The sequence below is a fragment of the Chitinophaga sp. YR627 genome, assembly GCF_900114995.1.
In the GTDB taxonomy this organism is placed as follows: Bacteria; Bacteroidota; Bacteroidia; order Chitinophagales; family Chitinophagaceae; genus Chitinophaga.
Genome location: NZ_FOUX01000004.1, coordinates 107,191 through 124,079 on the forward strand (window position 1 = coordinate 107,191; position 16,889 = coordinate 124,079).

At 46.6% G+C, this 16,889-nt stretch carries 10 protein-coding genes; 8 read left to right on the forward strand and 2 right to left on the reverse strand.

What is annotated here, in order from left to right; translation table 11 throughout:
• Positions 1-27: 27 nt before the first annotated feature.
• Positions 28-1,923: an OmpA family protein gene (locus tag BMZ72_RS21030; protein WP_089811691.1), complete on the forward strand. Its 1,896-nt coding sequence runs from the start codon at positions 28-30 to the stop codon at positions 1,921-1,923.
• Between the two features lie 213 nt (positions 1,924-2,136).
• Here the strand turns inward: BMZ72_RS21030 and BMZ72_RS21035 are convergent, their stop codons facing one another.
• Positions 2,137-2,955 carry a 5'-nucleotidase, lipoprotein e(P4) family gene (locus tag BMZ72_RS21035; RefSeq protein WP_089811692.1) on the reverse strand — a complete coding sequence of 273 codons (819 nt, stop codon included), beginning with the start codon at positions 2,953-2,955 and terminating at the stop codon, positions 2,137-2,139.
• Between the two features lie 55 nt (positions 2,956-3,010).
• On the opposite strand from BMZ72_RS21035, the gene dprA reads away from it, so the two are divergent.
• From dprA to BMZ72_RS21070, 7 genes are all read left to right on the forward strand, one after another.
• The gene (gene dprA, locus BMZ72_RS21040) at positions 3,011-4,123 is read left to right on the forward strand and encodes a DNA-processing protein DprA (RefSeq protein WP_255373256.1); all 1,113 of its coding nucleotides are present in this window, start codon (positions 3,011-3,013) and stop codon (positions 4,121-4,123) included.
• Positions 4,124-5,549: 1,426 nt separating this feature from the next.
• The gene (gene guaB / locus BMZ72_RS21045) at positions 5,550-7,025 is read left to right on the forward strand and encodes an IMP dehydrogenase (protein WP_089811693.1); all 1,476 of its coding nucleotides are present in this window, start codon (positions 5,550-5,552) and stop codon (positions 7,023-7,025) included.
• Between the two features lie 295 nt (positions 7,026-7,320).
• On the forward strand, positions 7,321-8,937 hold the full coding sequence (gene lnt / locus BMZ72_RS21050; protein ID WP_089811694.1) for an apolipoprotein N-acyltransferase: 1,617 nt from the start codon (positions 7,321-7,323) through the stop codon (positions 8,935-8,937).
• Positions 8,938-8,980: 43 nt separating this feature from the next.
• Entirely contained in the window at positions 8,981-9,766 is a 786-nt protein-coding gene (locus tag BMZ72_RS21055; protein ID WP_177222877.1) for an alpha/beta fold hydrolase, read from the forward strand.
• Positions 9,767-9,768: 2 nt separating this feature from the next.
• A complete protein-coding gene (locus tag BMZ72_RS21060) occupies positions 9,769-12,423 on the forward strand; it encodes a gliding motility-associated C-terminal domain-containing protein (RefSeq protein WP_143087736.1) in 2,655 nt (884 codons plus the stop codon).
• A 291-nt stretch (positions 12,424-12,714) separates the two neighbouring features.
• Positions 12,715-14,508: a PKD domain-containing protein gene (locus tag BMZ72_RS21065; protein WP_177222878.1), complete on the forward strand. Its 1,794-nt coding sequence runs from the start codon at positions 12,715-12,717 to the stop codon at positions 14,506-14,508.
• 10 nt (positions 14,509-14,518) lie between these two features.
• Complete coding sequence (locus BMZ72_RS21070; protein ID WP_089811698.1) at positions 14,519-15,274, forward strand: SDR family NAD(P)-dependent oxidoreductase; 756 nt, start codon at positions 14,519-14,521, stop codon at positions 15,272-15,274.
• 395 nt (positions 15,275-15,669) lie between these two features.
• Here BMZ72_RS21070 and BMZ72_RS21075 read toward each other — a convergent pair whose 3' ends face one another.
• A complete protein-coding gene (locus BMZ72_RS21075) occupies positions 15,670-16,884 on the reverse strand; it encodes a sialidase family protein (RefSeq protein WP_143087737.1) in 1,215 nt (404 codons plus the stop codon).
• Positions 16,885-16,889 lie beyond the last annotated feature (5 nt).

A 16,889-nucleotide genomic window follows, 5' to 3' on the forward strand; every position in this document is an offset into this window, starting at 1 on the left:
ATATTGGCGCTCAAGCCAATCTAAGTTATGATGAGAGTCCTCTTATTGATATGCTGTTGCTTAGTGTTAGGCCTGGAAATGAATGCCCAGGTAATAACCTATGACAATGCGAAGAAAAAAGCACAGAAAAGTTTTGACGATGCTCAGATGGCCGTAAGGGAATATCGTATGCTGGATGCCATTGATCTCCTGAAAGACGCTGTAAGACAGGAACCCGGTTTTACAGATGCTTATGGACAAATGGTGATCACTTACGTAGAGCTGAAAAAGTATAAGGAAGCAATCATTAATTTCGAGACCCTTAAAAGCCTGGACAGCCCTTCTATCAGACCTGCCCTGCTGGCTTATTCCAAAGCACTGGCAGGAGAAGGACGTTTCGCTGATGCCCTGAACGCTGTTACCATCTATAGTCAGACCGGTAAGACAAGAAGTGAGAAGGCTGAAGCGCTGATCAGGACCTATACTTTTGCCGCAAAAGCAGCAGCCAAACCAGTTCCCTTCAAACCAAAGAATCTGGGCGATAGCATCAACAGTAAAGACCCTGAATATTTTCCTTCGCTCACCATTGACGGTCGTATGCTCGTTTTTACACGCCGTGTAAACAGCAAAAACGAAGATTTCTATGTGTCCGAAAGAGATGATAGCCTCGGCTGGATGCCGGCTTACAGTATCGGCGCACCTGTCAACTCCGCCAATAATGAAGGCGCACAGAACGTCTCCCTGGATGGTAACATGCTGGTATACACCGGTTGCGACTTCCCCGGCGGCAGAGGAAGCTGTGATATTTACTTTACGATCCGTACAGAAGAAGGCTTATGGGTAGATCCGATGAACCTGGGTTCTCCTATTAATACCCGCGCCTGGGAATCACAGCCAAGTCTATCCGCAGATAAACAGACACTTTACTTTGCCCGTGAAACACAGGACGCTGGTTCTGATATCTTCATGAGTAAAATGCAGCCTAATGGCAGATGGGGTTATCCGGAAAGACTCGATTCCAATATCAATACAACCGGACGTGAAGCAACACCTTTCATACATCCTGACAATCAGACCCTCTATTTCTCTTCCAACGGACATCAGGGTTTTGGAGATATGGACATCTTTGTATCCCGCCGTCAGCCTGATGGTAGCTGGGGACCGGCTGTTAATTTAGGTTATCCTATCAATACGGCTGACGAAGATGCAAGTCTGATCGTAGCTGCTGATGGTAAAACAGCCTATTTTGCTTCCGACAGATCTGACAGCCGTGGACAACTGGATCTCTACAGCTTCGAACTGTATCCGGAAGTACGACCATTGAAAACACTCTACGTAAGTGGATTTGTTTATGATGCTAAAACCCAGAAACGCCTGGTCGCCAATATCGAAACGTATGACCTGGCAACAGGACAGGTAGCAGCGACGATCCGCACCGATAAAGTAGGTAACTTCATGGCGCCATTGCCAACCGGAAAAGATTATGCATTCAGCGTAAACCGCAAAGGCTATCTGTTCTACTCCGATAATTTTTCACTGAAAAATGTTTCTCCTGATTCATCATTCTACAGAGAGATCGCTTTACAGCCACTTGATACAAGCGCTGTACTTGTACTACATAACATCTTCTTCGATACCAGACAGTTCACGCTCAAAACAGGTTCTGAACTGGAGCTGAACAGACTTGTTGCATTGCTCAGAGAAAATCCGACTGTAACAATTGAGATCAGCGGTCACACCGATAACATCGGTAATACCAAAGACAACGTGTTACTGTCTGAACGTCGTGCACAGGCGGTTGTGAAATACCTGGTAGATAAAGGTATTCCTGCTGCAAGATTACAAGCTAAAGGTTATGGAGAAACCAAACCTGTGGCGGATAATATGACAGCTGCTGGAAGAGCGGAAAACAGGAGAACCGAGCTGAAAATTCTTACTTTATAAGCATTACAAACAGGAATCAGGAATTTGTATTGTTACTTCCTGTTACTGAAAATATTGACTGATCAATCTTAAGACTTTCACATAAAAAGAACGGCGCTTCAAATCACTGAAGCGCCGTTCTTTTTATGTGAAAATGCTACTAATAATAATCCCAATTACGTCAGATCAATCTCCGCTGCATGCCAACTCCTGATACCATAATGCTTAATTGTCTTAATAGTCTTTCAGCTGCTTCTTCAACAAAGAATCCATCTCTCCTGCCCTACGCTTATAATTATACTCAAACATCGCAGGTAACCAGTCGCCATACATCGGATTGGGCAATACAATAAATCTGTTACCAAAATCAGCAGCGGATTGTTGCGTTAATGCGGTGCGTTTATCCACAGGTTGTTTATCAAACATCTCTGAAAAGTCGCCCAGATTATCTCCCATCAGCAATATGATCTGATGTGTTTTTGCGACCTGCGCACGACGGCTTTCCTTTCCTGATCCTGTAGTTTTCAACAACAGGTGTTCATTATCTGCATCGGGAAAGTGCCAGCGTTGGAGATTCTGTAAAGTGACATTACGTTCCGTCTCCGCACGGTTACTGATATAAAACACGTGTACCCCTTTAGCAGCTGCATATTGCAGAAAAGACAATGCACCAGGCACGGTATCAGCGCTTGCTTTTGCGGTCCATTCTGCCCATGTTTTCTCTGAATAGCCTTGTCCTTGCAATGATGTGTGTACGGTATACGGACTGTTATCCAACACGGTTTCATCAATATCCGTTACGATAGCCAGCGGCTGTGAGACCGACTGTGACAGACTTTCATCCAACCGTACTCTCGCGATATTATATGCCTGAAAACACAGGGCTTTATACTCTGATGATCTTTGTTGCCACAAAGCGGCCCACGCAGGACCATAAGGTTGTAATACAGTAGCCGGTGCAGCAGGTGTAGTAGCAACAGGCGACTGTGTCGTCTTGCAGGCGATCATACCGGCAAAGAATACACATGTGAGTAAAATATTTTTGTGTTGCATGGGAGTAATGAGAAGATGTTTTAACTTAGATATGTTAACCGCAAAAATAAGCAATATGCAGGAGGAATTACGCCACCAGATTGCACTTACACAAATTCCGCAAATAGGAGATATTGTCGCAAAAAAATTATTGGCACATTTCGGTTCAGCCAGCGACGTACTGAACGCTTCCAGAAAAGAACTCAGCAATATTCCTGATATCGGCACTGTCAGAGCAGATGCGATCTTTCAGTTTCGTGATTACAGAAGAGCTGATAAGGAAATTGAGTTCCTGGAAAAAAACGACATACAGGCACTCTTCTACACAAGTACAAATTATCCACAACGACTGCGTCACTGTGCAGACAGTCCTGTAATGCTTTACTATAAAGGCACTACAAATCTGAATGCAGCCAGGATCGTCAGTATTGTCGGTACCCGTGCACCGGGAGAATATGGCAAAAACATGTGTGCAGAACTGGTGGAAGCACTCACCGTACACAATGTTGTAATCGTCAGCGGTATGGCTTATGGTATTGATATCATCGCACACAAACGTGCCGTACAACAGCGAATTCCGACAATAGGTGTATTAGCGCATGGATTGGATCGTATCTATCCACAGCAGCATAGAAGTACAGCATTAGAGATGATCGATAACGGTGGACTGCTCACTGAATTCCTCAGTCATACACAGCCAGATAAACAGCATTTCCCGATGCGGAACCGTATCGTAGCTGGCATTGCAGATGCAACGATCGTTATTGAAAGCGGTACGCAGGGAGGCTCGATGATCACTGCGGATATTGCGAACAGTTACAACAGGGATGTCTTTGCCATTCCCGGCCGCGCCAATGATCCGCACTCCGCTGGTTGCAATGAACTGATCAGAACCAACAAGGCTATGCTGATCACAAACGCCACTGATTTCCTGCAAACAATGGGATGGTATGCTGACAATACCCCATCTGCCGTAAAGTTCAATCCGCAGAAAGAATTATTCATCACACTCGATGATGCAGAACAACATATTGTTACGCTCTTCAGCGGCGATACAGAAAAACATATTGATGAACTACGCAGAGAAAGTCATCTTCCCGGCAGTCAGGTAAATTCACTGGTACTAAAACTTGAAATGCGGCATATATTAAAAAGCCTGCCCGGACAGAAATACCAGCTGGTCAATTGACACAGACCAATTGATACCAGCATTCAAAAACAACTCCCCTTGTATTCACTTTAATTTAATATCTGGAGAAACACCATATCTCCGGAATGAAAAAGCTTTGCCCTCTGAAATCACAGCATATCCCCCAACCTGTAACTCACCACCACCCTACAACCCAAAAGAAACACAGGAATAAAGCGCAGGATTTCAGATGCTAAAGCGGACCTTCGCCCGTCCCATGCAAAAAGCTAAAGCCCAACCAAAGCTCCAACCCCCAGCCCAACAACAACAGCAAAATCAACATCCTTAACGGGCACCAGTCCGCGACACCATCTGAAACCGCAGCGTATCCCCTGCCAATAACTCACCACCACCCTACAACCCAAAAGAAACACAGGAATAAAGCGCAGGATTTCAGATGCTAAAGCGGACCTTCGCCCGTCCCATGCAAAAAGCTAAAGCCCAACCAAAGCTCCAACCCCCAGCCCAACAACAACAGCAAAATCAACATCCTTAACGGGCACCAGTCCGCGACACCATCTGAAACCGCAGCGTATCCCCCTGTCTACAACCCACCACCACCCTACAACCCAAAAGAAACACAGAAATAAAGCGCAGGATTTCAGATGGTAAAGCGGACCTTCGCCCGTCCCATGCAAAAAGCTACAGCCCAACCAAGGCACCAACCCCCAGCCCAACAACAACAACAAAATCAACATCCTTAACGGGCACCAGTCCGCGACACCATCTGAAACCGCAGCGTATCCCCCTGTCTACAACCCACCACCACCCTACAACCCAAAAGAAACACAGGAATAAAGCGCAGGATTTCAGATGCTAAAGCGGACCTCAGCCCGTCCCATGCAAAAAGCTACAGCCCAACCAAGGCCCCAACCCTCAGCCAAAAAACAACAGCAAAATCAACATCCTTAACGGGCGCCAGTCCGCGACACCATCTGAAACCGCAGCGTATCCCCCTGTCTACAACCCACCACAACCTACAACCCAAAAGAAACAAATGAAAAAGCTTTCAAGACGACAGGAAACCATCATAACGCTCAGATATACATCCGCTATTCGTAAAAAAACTGCCAAAAAAACCTATACCATTGTATATCAACACAATAAACACACTCCCCGGACAATTCTCCGTATTATCTCCTTATTACACCGACATTACGCCGCTAAAGCTTCGTTCATGAACGAACAGATAACGGCTTAATACCGGTGTAATAAGGGCATAATCGAAGAAACCCTTGATTTTAACGAAGAGGAAACCAACCACGGTTAACCAACAATTAACAATACGATCCAACCCTGCCATTCACCGCACTTCCACTCAAAGAGAACATCGTTAATCACATTCCTTTGCAGCAACATTTTTCTATTTCCTTAAATAGCCGTACATTTGCGTGCAATTATTTAATAACTGACAAATAGTTGCAACATGCCTGCCGGAAAATCAAAACCGAAATTTGTAGAGGACGGACTTACCTTTGATGACGTACTCCTGGTTCCAGCCTACTCTGAGGTGCTTCCCAGAGACGTAAACATCTCAACGCAACTTACCAAAAACATACGCCTTAACATACCGATGGTCTCCGCGGCCATGGATACTGTTACTGAAGCTAACCTGGCCATTTCACTGGCTCGTCAGGGTGGCATTGGTATTCTGCATAAAAATATGAGCATTGAGAAACAGGCAGAACTGGTGAGAAAAGTAAAGCGCAGTGAAAACGGCCTTATTCTCGATCCGGTTACCCTGCACGCCAATGCGACAATAGGAGAAGCACTCCGCCTGATGAAAGAAAATAGCATCGGTGGTATTCCCATTGTGGATGAGAACAACAGCAAACTGGTTGGTATCCTCACTAACCGCGACCTGCGTTTCGAAAGAAATCACAAACGCCTGGTTAGCGAAGTAATGACTTCTGAAAACCTGATCACTGCCCCTGAAGGTACCGACCTGAAGAAAGCAGAAAAGATCCTTCAGCAGAATAAAATTGAGAAACTGCCTGTAGTTGCCAAAAATGGTAAACTGGTAGGACTCATTACTTACAGAGACATTTTACAGGTATCCAACTACCCTAACGCAGTAAAAGACGCCTATGGCCGTCTGCTGGTAGGTGCGGCACTGGGTATCACACCGGATGTTCTCGACAGAGCACAGGCCCTGATCAATGTAGGTGTAGATGTGGTTTGTCTGGATAGCTCACATGGTCACTCCATTGCGGTTATCAACAGCCTGAAGAAACTGAAAAAAACATTCCCTAAACTGGAAGTGATCGCTGGTAACGTAGCGACAGGCGAAGGTGCAGCAGCACTGGCTGCCGCTGGCGCTGACGCAGTAAAAGTAGGTGTAGGACCAGGTTCTATCTGTACAACCCGCGTTGTTACAGGTGCAGGTTTCCCTCAGCTGTCCGCTGTATTGCTGGCTGCTGAAGCACTGAAGAAAACGGGTGTTCCTGTGATCGCTGATGGTGGTATCCGTTATACAGGTGATATGGTGAAAGCCCTGGCAGCAGGCGCTTCCTCTATCATGGCTGGTTCTATCTTCGCTGGTGTGGAAGAAAGCCCTGGAGAAACAATCATTTACGAAGGACGTAAATTTAAGTCTTATCGTGGTATGGGTTCTCTGGAAGCGATGGTAGAAGGTAGTAAAGATCGCTACTTCCAGGAAGAAGATGATATCAAGAAACTGGTACCGGAAGGTATCGTTGGCCGTGTTCCTTACAAAGGCTTACTGTCTGAAGTGATTCAGCAGTTCGTTGGTGGTCTGCGTGCAGGTATGGGACTTACCGGTTCTAAAGATATCAAGACGCTGCAGGCGGCACAGTTCATCAAGATCTCTCCTGCTACCGTAAAAGAAAACCACCCGCACGATGTGGTGATCACAAAAGAAGCACCGAACTACAGCAAATAATCTTTCGCTGACAACTGATGGTGAACGGACAATAATAATGTGCTGAAATAATGTGCTGAAGTGATTGATGTGTGATAATATACAGTTGACAGATAATTGACGATTGACCATCGCAGTTCACAATAATGATAAAGCCTCCTGACTTGAGCAGGAGGCTTTATTATTATTTAATAATTTATTTGCCCGAGTACTTTTATATTCGCTCTTTCCCGACCTGTCAAGCAGGCGATCAGACAACAATAACTATGGTCATCCATGCACCTGCATAGAGGTCCGCTCACAAAACAACTCGACTATGAAACGCTGGTTACCCATACTATTAAGCCTTGCCGGTGCATTGCTGTTATGGGCCGCATGGCCAACCGCGCCCTTTACCTTCCTGATATTCATCGCATTTATTCCGCTGCTGCGGTTGGCTGATCTCGTACCACATGGTGGCCGCTTTTACGGATGCATTTTCCTGTCGCTGTTCTTCTGGAACCTCGCTACCACCTGGTGGGTAGGCAATACTACCGTACCGGCCAGTGGTCTGGCAGCAAACCTCATCAACACACTGGTAATGAGCGTTCCCCTGATGGGATACCACCGCTCAAGAACGAGATTGGGCAGAACAGCCGGCTATTTTGCCCTGATAGTATACTGGTTGACGTTCGAATATGTTCACCTGAACTGGGAATTCAGCTGGCCATGGCTCAGTCTGGGAAACGTTTTCGCCATGCATCCTTCCTGGGTGCAATGGTATGAATACACCGGTGTCAGTGGCGGTACATTATGGGTGTTGCTTGCAAACATCCTGATCTATGAAACCTGGCGGCAGCGCAAACAGTATCCGGTACCTTTTTCAACATTCCTGTGGAAAACAGCCTGGAAACCTGCTGCCCTGATCGTCATTCCACTGCTGCTCAGTTCTCTGATACAATACAGTTTTAAGGCACCTGCCGGTCCTACAGCCAAAGTAGTGATCGTGCAACCGAATATTGATCCTTACGACAAATTCGCAGAAGAAAACGAACAGGCACAACTGGATAAATTGCTGACACTTTCAGCCAAAGAAACAGATAGTACGACCAAATATATTGTCTGGCCGGAAACAGCTTTATTCACACGCGGTGTGTGGGAACATAAGCTGGCGTATGAAAATGAGACAGAGCGTATCAGACAGTTCCTGCGCAGTCATCCACGGGCAACGCTGATCAGCGGCGCGACTACCCTGAAACGTTATGATGTGGCAGATGAAGCACCTGTTCTGGCGCGTAGTTCAGATGACGGCAATCTGCGCTATGATGTGTTCAACAGTGCTATACAACTGGATACATCTTACGCCGTACAGATATATCACAAGGCGAAACTGGTACCAGGGGTAGAACTGATCCCATATGCCCGCTATATGTCTTTCATGAAGTCACTGGCACTGGACATGGGCGGTATCAGCGGTGGATATGGCCTTACACCAGGTGTGGCGCTATTGGAAGATGTGCACACACATATTAAAGTATTACCTACTATCTGTTATGAATCAGTGTATGGAGAATACGTTGCAGAACATGTAAAACGGGGCGCCAATCTGCTGTTCATTATTACTAATGATGGCTGGTGGGGAGATACAGAAGGGCATCGCCAGCATGCACAATATGCCCGTCTGCGGGCTATTGAAACCCGCCGCTGGGTGGCCCGCAGCGCTAATACCGGCATATCCTGCGTAGTAGATCCGATGGGAAGATTGCAGCAACCACTCCCCTACTGGAAAGAAGGAGTTATCTCCGCAACTGTAACACCAGACGATACTTTTACGTTCTATGTAAGATTCGGGGATCTGATTTCAAAAGCAGCCATTGCCTTCTGTCTGATGGTCATTTTATATAGCTATTATCTGAAATTCACCGGAAAAGGGAAGCTCCACAATGGTAACTGAGCACATCGTATTTCGTCGTCTGTAACTAAAAAAATTAATTCTCGTGTCAAATAAACCTTCGACCCAAAATAACAATCTAAAGGATAAGCCGGCTGTGCTGTTAATACATGGTTTTTCTGAGAATAACCAGATCTGGCACCGTCAGCTGGATACCTTGAGCGAACAGTTTTATGTGATCGTACCCGATCTTCCGGGTACAGGCGATACGCCAGTCACCACTCCGCTGAGTATGGAAAGTATGGCCGATTATGTATACGGTCTTTTACAGTCAGAAGGTATATCGAGGGTAACAGTGATCGGACATTCCATGGGGGGATATGTAGCCCTTGCATTGGCAGAAAAGTATCCTGCACTTATACAGGGATTAGGATTATTCCATTCTACTGCCGCAGCTGATACAGAGGAAAAAAAAGAAGCCCGCCGGAAATCAATAAATATGATTGAGAAGTATGGCAATGAAGCTTTTGTAAAACAGACAATGCCTAATATGTTCAGCCCTGCCTATAAAAAGCAGCATCCTGAACAAATTGAGTCGTATATTCAGATGTGTTTGCAGTGCTCACAGTCGTCGCAGATCGCTTATTATGAAGCAATGATCCTACGCCCTGACCGCACTGCAGTTTTATCATCTGTCACCGTGCCCGTGTTGTTTGTAATCGGAAAAGATGATACAGCAGTACCCATGCAGAATGTGCTGCCGCAGGTATCCATACCACGCATCAGCAGTATTTACATCTTTGAAGAAACGGGACATATGGGCATGTGGGAAATGCCCGAAGCCAGTAAACAACTGTTAGAACAGTTTATTCTTTTTTGCCAACACTATTGAATGTGAAAAGGACCCTTAGACTATTGCTATTTATTCTCCTGATTGGAAACGTTACAAAAGCCTCCCACATTATCGGAGGCGAAATGTTTTATAAATATGTTTCCCGCAATACAGCAGACAATACGATTACCTACCAGGTAACGTTAAAACTGTTCCGTATCTGCGGTAGCGGACAGAATATAGCAGAGTTGCCCGACAAGGTCTACTTTTCCATTTTCAATAAAGCAAGCAATACGCCCTTCGAAGCCCCGCTGGTGAGCAGGGCTACCAAAGAGACCAAAAACCTCGGACAGGTAGATCCCTGTATCGTGAATCCACCGGATATCTGTTTCCAGATCGGTACCTATGTGCACAACATTACAGTACCGGTGACCGGAAGCGGTTATGTGGTGTCCTTCCAGAGCTGCTGCCGCGATAACTCTATGCAGAATATCGTGGATACACGTAATCCGAATAACGAACAGCAATTCCCAGGCAACGGCGCTACCTACTTCACAGAATTACCGGGATCAACCGGTATTCTGGACAACTCAAGTCCTTACTTCGCAAAAGATGAAGCAGTACTCGTGTGTGCCAATAAAAAATTCTCCTATGACTTTTCTGCCATAGATCCCAACAGCGACAGCCTGGTATATACGTTCTGTGATGCATATGGTGGTGGTTATACTACCAACCAGACAGGTATACCCAACCCTTCTGATGCGCCGCCTTATAACTTTATTCCATATAAGAGTCCATTTACCGGATCAACTCCGCTGGGTATCGATGCTGTCATCGATCCGAAAACAGGGGTGATCTCCGGTATCGCTCCCAACGCTGGTAAATATGTGGTAACCGTCTGCGCCTCCGAATACCGTAATGGCATATTACTTGGCATTCACCGCAAAGATTTCCACATCAACGTCACCACCTGTGTGCGGGAAGTTGTCGCCGCCATGCCGGAGAAATACAATGACTGCTCCGGGTATACGGTCACATTTGTCAACAACAGTACAGAAGGTAAAACCTATGACTGGGATTTTGGCGACGGACAGAAAGTAACAACCACCAGTACAGCTGATCTGCCACATACCTACACCAGAGACGGTACTTATACCGTGAAACTCTGGGTGGATAAAAACAGTAATTGCGGCGACAGTGCAACGGCGACAGCCTATGTATATCCGATGCTGCGGCCAGATCCCCGTATCAGCGGATTCTGTACCAATACCACGACCGTTTTTACGGATCGCTCCACGACCTCCAGCGGCAGCGATGCAATCAACTATTATCGCTGGGATTTCGGCAATGAATCAACTGATGCCGATACATCCCGCCAGAAGAACGCAACTTATCAGTATCCTGGCCCAGGCAACTATGATGTTGTGCTGCAAATAAAGACGGTACAGGGCTGTGAACGTTTCGATACGACCAACATCATTATATATGATAAGCCGCCGTTAAACACTACCGTAGATACCCTTCTCTGTATCCGTAACTCCTTACAGTTATTTGCAGAAAGTCTGGTAGATGGTAATGTGGTAACCGGCACCTACGCCTGGACACCGGCCTATAACATCACAAATGCCAATACGGCGACACCTACCATTTCGCCTAAAAGAGATACCACTTACACCGTAACATTTACAGATGCTACCGGTTGTACCAATTCAAAACAGGTGGCAATAGATGTAAGAGATACGCTTGTCATCAGGACGATCGCCGACAGTACAGTATGTACCGGTGATGAAGTACATCTGCGCGCATTCCCTGACGGTGATTATCCGCTTACCTGGCGCAATGCAGCTACCAATACGGTTGTAGGAGAAGGACTCATTCTAAACATCGTTCCTCCGGCACCGACAGTTACTTACATTGTACGTGGAGAACTGGGTAGCTGTGACGGCTTTGACAATGTAAAACTGACTGTCGTCGATCCTCCGGCTGCTTACGCAGGAGAAGATACTACCATCTGTTATGGAGAACAGGTCATTTTGCGGGCATCAGGCGGCAGTAGCTACCAATGGTCGCCTGCCAGCACACTGAGCTCACCGAGAAGCGCCAATACCGCAGCAAGGCCTGTAGATACCACACAATACATCGTTACCGTTACGGACCTACTGGGTTGCCCTAAACCGATTAACGATACCGTACAGATCAATGTAGTACCTCCGGTACCTGCCTTCGCCGGTAATGATACCATCGCCATGCTGAACCAGCCTTTCCAGCTGAATGCCTCCGGCGGCGCCACGTATGTATGGACGCCGGCTGACGGACTGGATAATCCGAATGTCTATAATCCGACCACTACCATCAATCACGATTTTACATATACCGTAACCGTCTATACGGCTGAAGGTTGTGTCGGCAGGGATAATATCAAAATCCGCTTTATCGCAGGACCGGATATCTATGTTCCGACCGGTTTCTCACCTAACGGAGACGGCCAGAACGACATCTTCCGCCCACTGCCTGTGGGTATTGTACAGATGGACTTTTTCAGGGTCTATGACCGCTGGGGAAAACTGATGTTCAGTACTGACAAGTATATGCAGGGATGGGACGGCTACTTTAATGGTTCACCCGCTGCCGTTGGTACATACGTTTGGGTAGTCCAGGGTAAAAATGTCAACGATGAAACCGTGATAAGGAAAGGTACAGTGACCCTTGTCAGATAGAAAAATCTATATCTAATTACATACTTTCAATTGTAAAGAACTATTCTACAGATAGTTCCAGAACCCGCGTGTACACTGGAAAAAATGATTGTTCAAACGGCTTTTTTTTTGTAAATTCCTATACGAAAGTCATTTTACAGATTTGCACCCCTTTGAATGTACAGATTCCTTATTCTGGCTATTTGCTGCACCTTTGTCCACGTTAGAGCAGACGCCTACCACATAATTGGCGGTGAGATTTACTACACTTATGTGGGGACAGCGGGAGACGGAGTATTCCGTTATGAAATCGTGCTCAAATTATACCGGGACGCAGACTTTACCTGCGGGCCCATACAGGGTTGTCTCGATCACTTCGAAGACCCTGTCCCAATCAACATATACAATTCCGGCGGACAGCGTATCACCAACGCCCTCCAGTTGTATATCAAACAAACCTTCCCCCTCCGGGATACCCTCAAGAATCCCTGCCTCGCTCCCCGAACGCAAAACCTCGAAGTCGCTTATTACAGAGATACCGTTGAACTGCCGGCAAGTCCGGGTGGTTACTATGTGACTTATCAGCGTTGCTGCCGTGGAGAAAAGCTGGTGAACATACATGACTCCGAACATGAAGGGTCTACTTTTTATACCGTCATTCCCGGCACCGACAAGCGACCTACAAATAGCAGCGCACGTTTCAATCACGACGGAGCCATCGTCATCTGTAATTCACTCCCATTTGCCTTTAATTATTCCGCTACTGATCCTGACGGCGACAGTCTGACCTACATGCTTTGCAGCGCGCTCACAGGTGGCGCCACCCGAAGCGAAGCAATGTCCACAACACCGCCACCATACACCAACACCGTCAATTACGTGGCTCCCTATTCCGGCGCCAATCCCATGGGCGGCGCACCACAGATATCTATTGACAACAATGGTATACTGCGTGGCACGCCAAACCGGGAAGGTAAATTCGTGATCTCTGTTTGCGTTAATGAATATGACCGCCGTACAAAAATACTCCTGGGTACCCATCATAAAGACCTGCTGCTGACCGTCTTTAATTGTAAGACCAATATCAAGGCAGGCTTCCCTTCTGTGCTGATGAACTGTGTTGAAAATACTGATCTCGCTGTCACTATTCCCAACTATAGCAACGCCGGATTTACCTCCGCCTATTACTGGGAATTCGGAGACGGCACCGATACCGTTACTTTCGATAAGACCGTCTTCTCTCACCAATACCCCGATACCGGCATTTTTAAGGTTAAACTGGTCGTAAACCGGGGTTTGTCCTGTACTGACAGTGTAACCGGCTTTGTGCATAATTATCCCGGTTTAAAAGCAGACTTCACGATGGAAGGTCTGTGCCGGGGGGAACCCATCCGCTTCAATGATATTTCTTCCTATAGATACGGCAAAATAACCAGCCGCCGCTGGGATATTGGTGTAACTGATGCACCGCAGTTCGCCAGTGCCGTCAGCACACAACTGAGCTACGTCTACCAGGATGGAGGCGCTTATACCGTCACACTCAAAATACTGACCGACCGATCGTGCAGTGCAGAACTGGCAAAAGATATCACGGTGTATGAAGTCAATCCGTTTGCCGGCAATGATACCATCCTTGCCAAAGGCCAGAAATTGCAACTCAATGCCAGTGGCGGGGAATTCTATGCCTGGTCACCTCCGCAGGGACTTAGTAATGTCAATATCGCTGATCCGTATGTCAGCGGCGATGTGGATATGACCTACCTGCTGAAAGTGTCCAACTCACAGGGCTGCTTCGGTTACGATTCCATTAGTGTGAAATACTACGCCGGACCTGAAATATATATCCCGACCGCCTTTAGTCCTAATGGCGACGGACAGAACGACCGCTTCCGCTTCATCCCGGTTGGCATCACCGAATATGAATACTTCCGCATCTTCAACCGGTGGGGACAGGAAATCTATTCCTCCACCGACTTCCGCCAGGGATGGGATGGCACCATCAAAGGAGCACCTGCGCCTGTAGATACCTACATCTGGATACTTGCCGGAAAAGATTTAACCGGTAAAAGTATTTTAAAGAAAGGCACAGTAACTTTGGTGAAATAAAATTGGATTTATGGCAATAGTTCTAGTGACCGGAGCTACCTCAGGCTTTGGTGAAGCATGCGCAAAAAAGTTCGCAGCGAATGGTTATGATGTGATTATCACCGGAAGAAGACAGGAAAGATTAACAGCATTACAACAGCAATTGCAGGAGGAACATAAGGTTGCCGTATTGCCACTTTGTTTTGATGTGAGAGAACAACAGGCTGTCAGTGATATACTGGGCAATATCCCGGAACAATGGAAAGCCATCGATATTCTGATCAATAACGCCGGACTCGCACTCGGATTCAGCTCCATTGAAGATGGTGATCTCTCCGACTGGGATACCATGATCGATACCAACGTAAAAGGACTCCTCTACGTATCCAGGGTCGTAATGCCCTGGATGAAACAAAGACGTACCGGCCATATCATCAACCTGGGCTCTACTGCCGCCAAACAGGTCTATGCCAAAGGACACGTATACTGTGCGACCAAAGCTGCGGTTGATTCCATCTCCCAGGGTATGCGTATCGACCTCCTTCCTTATCGTGTCAAGGTGACAGCCGTACATCCGGGCGCAGCTGAAACAGAGTTTTCAGAAGTCCGCTTCAAAGGAGATAAAGACAAGGCTGACAACGTCTACAAAGGCTTTCAGCCGCTGACAGGACAGGATGTAGCCGATACCATCTACTACTGCGCTACCCTGCCACCACATGTATGTATTAACGATCTGGTGATCACCTGCCTGCAACAGGCCAATGCTTACTACTTCGATAAAGAGTAAAAAAACATAATATAACACGTAGATGTTATTTCATATACAATACATTGTTTTTAAATTTGAAACTATTAACGTATATGAGGACTATTGTGATGTGATGTATGTAGGGTGAGGAATACCTCCGGACGGAGGTGATGCTAACTATGACCGTTTTTTAATGCTTTTTTAATGCCGACTATCTATCCTAAAAAACCATATCCCTATGCTTACATTTGCAACACTGTATTTGTTGCGCCTCTACTATCCAAGATGGAAAGCAGAGTGGCGCTTTTACTCCGACAGATCTAAAAGAAATAATTACGGTCGCTGGGTTACTCGCCAGGACGTGAATTGGGGCTTTTAGTACTGAAAATGAAATCTGATTAAATCCCGCCGGTGCATGCCGGCGGGATTTTTATTTACTCTCTTATCAACATACAACGCACCTGTTGCAGCTCTCCCACACGCTGTGTATATGCCATCAGCGCAGTGCCTTTATCCACACTCCTGATCACCGGAAAAGTAGAATACGCAGAATCAGACGTCAGTAATCCTGTATCCAATACTTTTCCTGCCCCATCTCTCCACTGAAAACCTACACGACTGTTAAACGTATTATTGGGCAGCTTCACGGGTTCATCCCATACGATCAGTACCTTGTCATCCGGCAAGGCGGTGATCTGCGGATGCTTTGCCATTGGCGCCGAACTTACTTTCTGCTTTTGAGAATAGGTTTGTCCGTTGTCGGCAGACTGACAATAATACACACCTTCTCCACCACCCATCGTAAACCAGGCAAAGTGCATTCCCTCCCTGTTTTTGACCATGGCTGGTCCGGTATGTGGACAACCTCTCACGACCCAGTTATCTGCGCTGATACGGTTCATCCTGGAAAAGGTATTACCCCCATCCTCCGATACCATATGCACCATATCTCTGATGGAATCATTGATGATATCCCTGAAGGCAATGTGAATACCTCCCTTATCATCCGTATACAGATCCGTCCTGCAACACTGACAAACTGTTTCCGCCAGTGCTTTCTCTTTCCGGAAACCGTTATGTCCATCAGTCACCGCAAAATAGAGTGAGGAGCCCTCTGCATCTACTGACTTTCTGTTATCCAGCCAGATAGCAGCTGCCTCTCCGCCAGGTAATAAAGCCACATCAAAATACCGCTGATCATAACTCCCCGTATCTGTTACTAATGGCACTGCTGCCTCCCAGGTCTTCCCTTCATTCAGAGAACGTGTGTAAAACACCCTTCCTGCGTATTTATTCCGTGCGTCGTCTTGTTCTACTCCATAAATAGCGATCACCTCTCCATCGGGCTTAAAAACCATTTTAGGCATGTTCTCCGCATGGGGTAGGATACCATTCGCAGTAGCAACTCTCACAGGCGCTGAAAAACTATTCCCCTTATCTGTTGACACAGCATAATACAAAGTACCTGTATCCGCCCCCTTTGCCGTCTCTACCCAACTGATAACCGTACGCCCGTCAGTGGTTGTTGTTACAAACGGACACGAAGCATCCTGCGTAACATTCGACAGCAACTGCTCTTTACTGTTTTTTTCACTGTTACAGGCAACTGCACACATTGCCATAAAAACTATCCATCGTCTGATTCCCATCGTGA

What these genes read in the sequence shown, in the direction of transcription:
- dprA (WP_255373256.1), top strand. Translation starts at nt 3,011, where the DNA reads ATGCAGGAGGAATTACGCCACCAGATTGCACTTACACAAATTCCGCAA.
- guaB (WP_089811693.1), top strand. Translation starts at nt 5,550, where the DNA reads ATGCCTGCCGGAAAATCAAAACCGAAATTTGTAGAGGACGGACTTACC.
- BMZ72_RS21070 (WP_089811698.1), top strand. Translation starts at nt 14,519, where the DNA reads ATGGCAATAGTTCTAGTGACCGGAGCTACCTCAGGCTTTGGTGAAGCA.
- BMZ72_RS21030 (WP_089811691.1), top strand. Translation starts at nt 28, where the DNA reads ATGATGAGAGTCCTCTTATTGATATGCTGTTGCTTAGTGTTAGGCCTG.
- lnt (WP_089811694.1), top strand. Translation starts at nt 7,321, where the DNA reads ATGAAACGCTGGTTACCCATACTATTAAGCCTTGCCGGTGCATTGCTG.
- BMZ72_RS21075 (WP_143087737.1), bottom strand. Translation starts at nt 16,884, where the DNA reads ATGGGAATCAGACGATGGATAGTTTTTATGGCAATGTGTGCAGTTGCC.
- BMZ72_RS21035 (WP_089811692.1), bottom strand. Translation starts at nt 2,955, where the DNA reads ATGCAACACAAAAATATTTTACTCACATGTGTATTCTTTGCCGGTATG.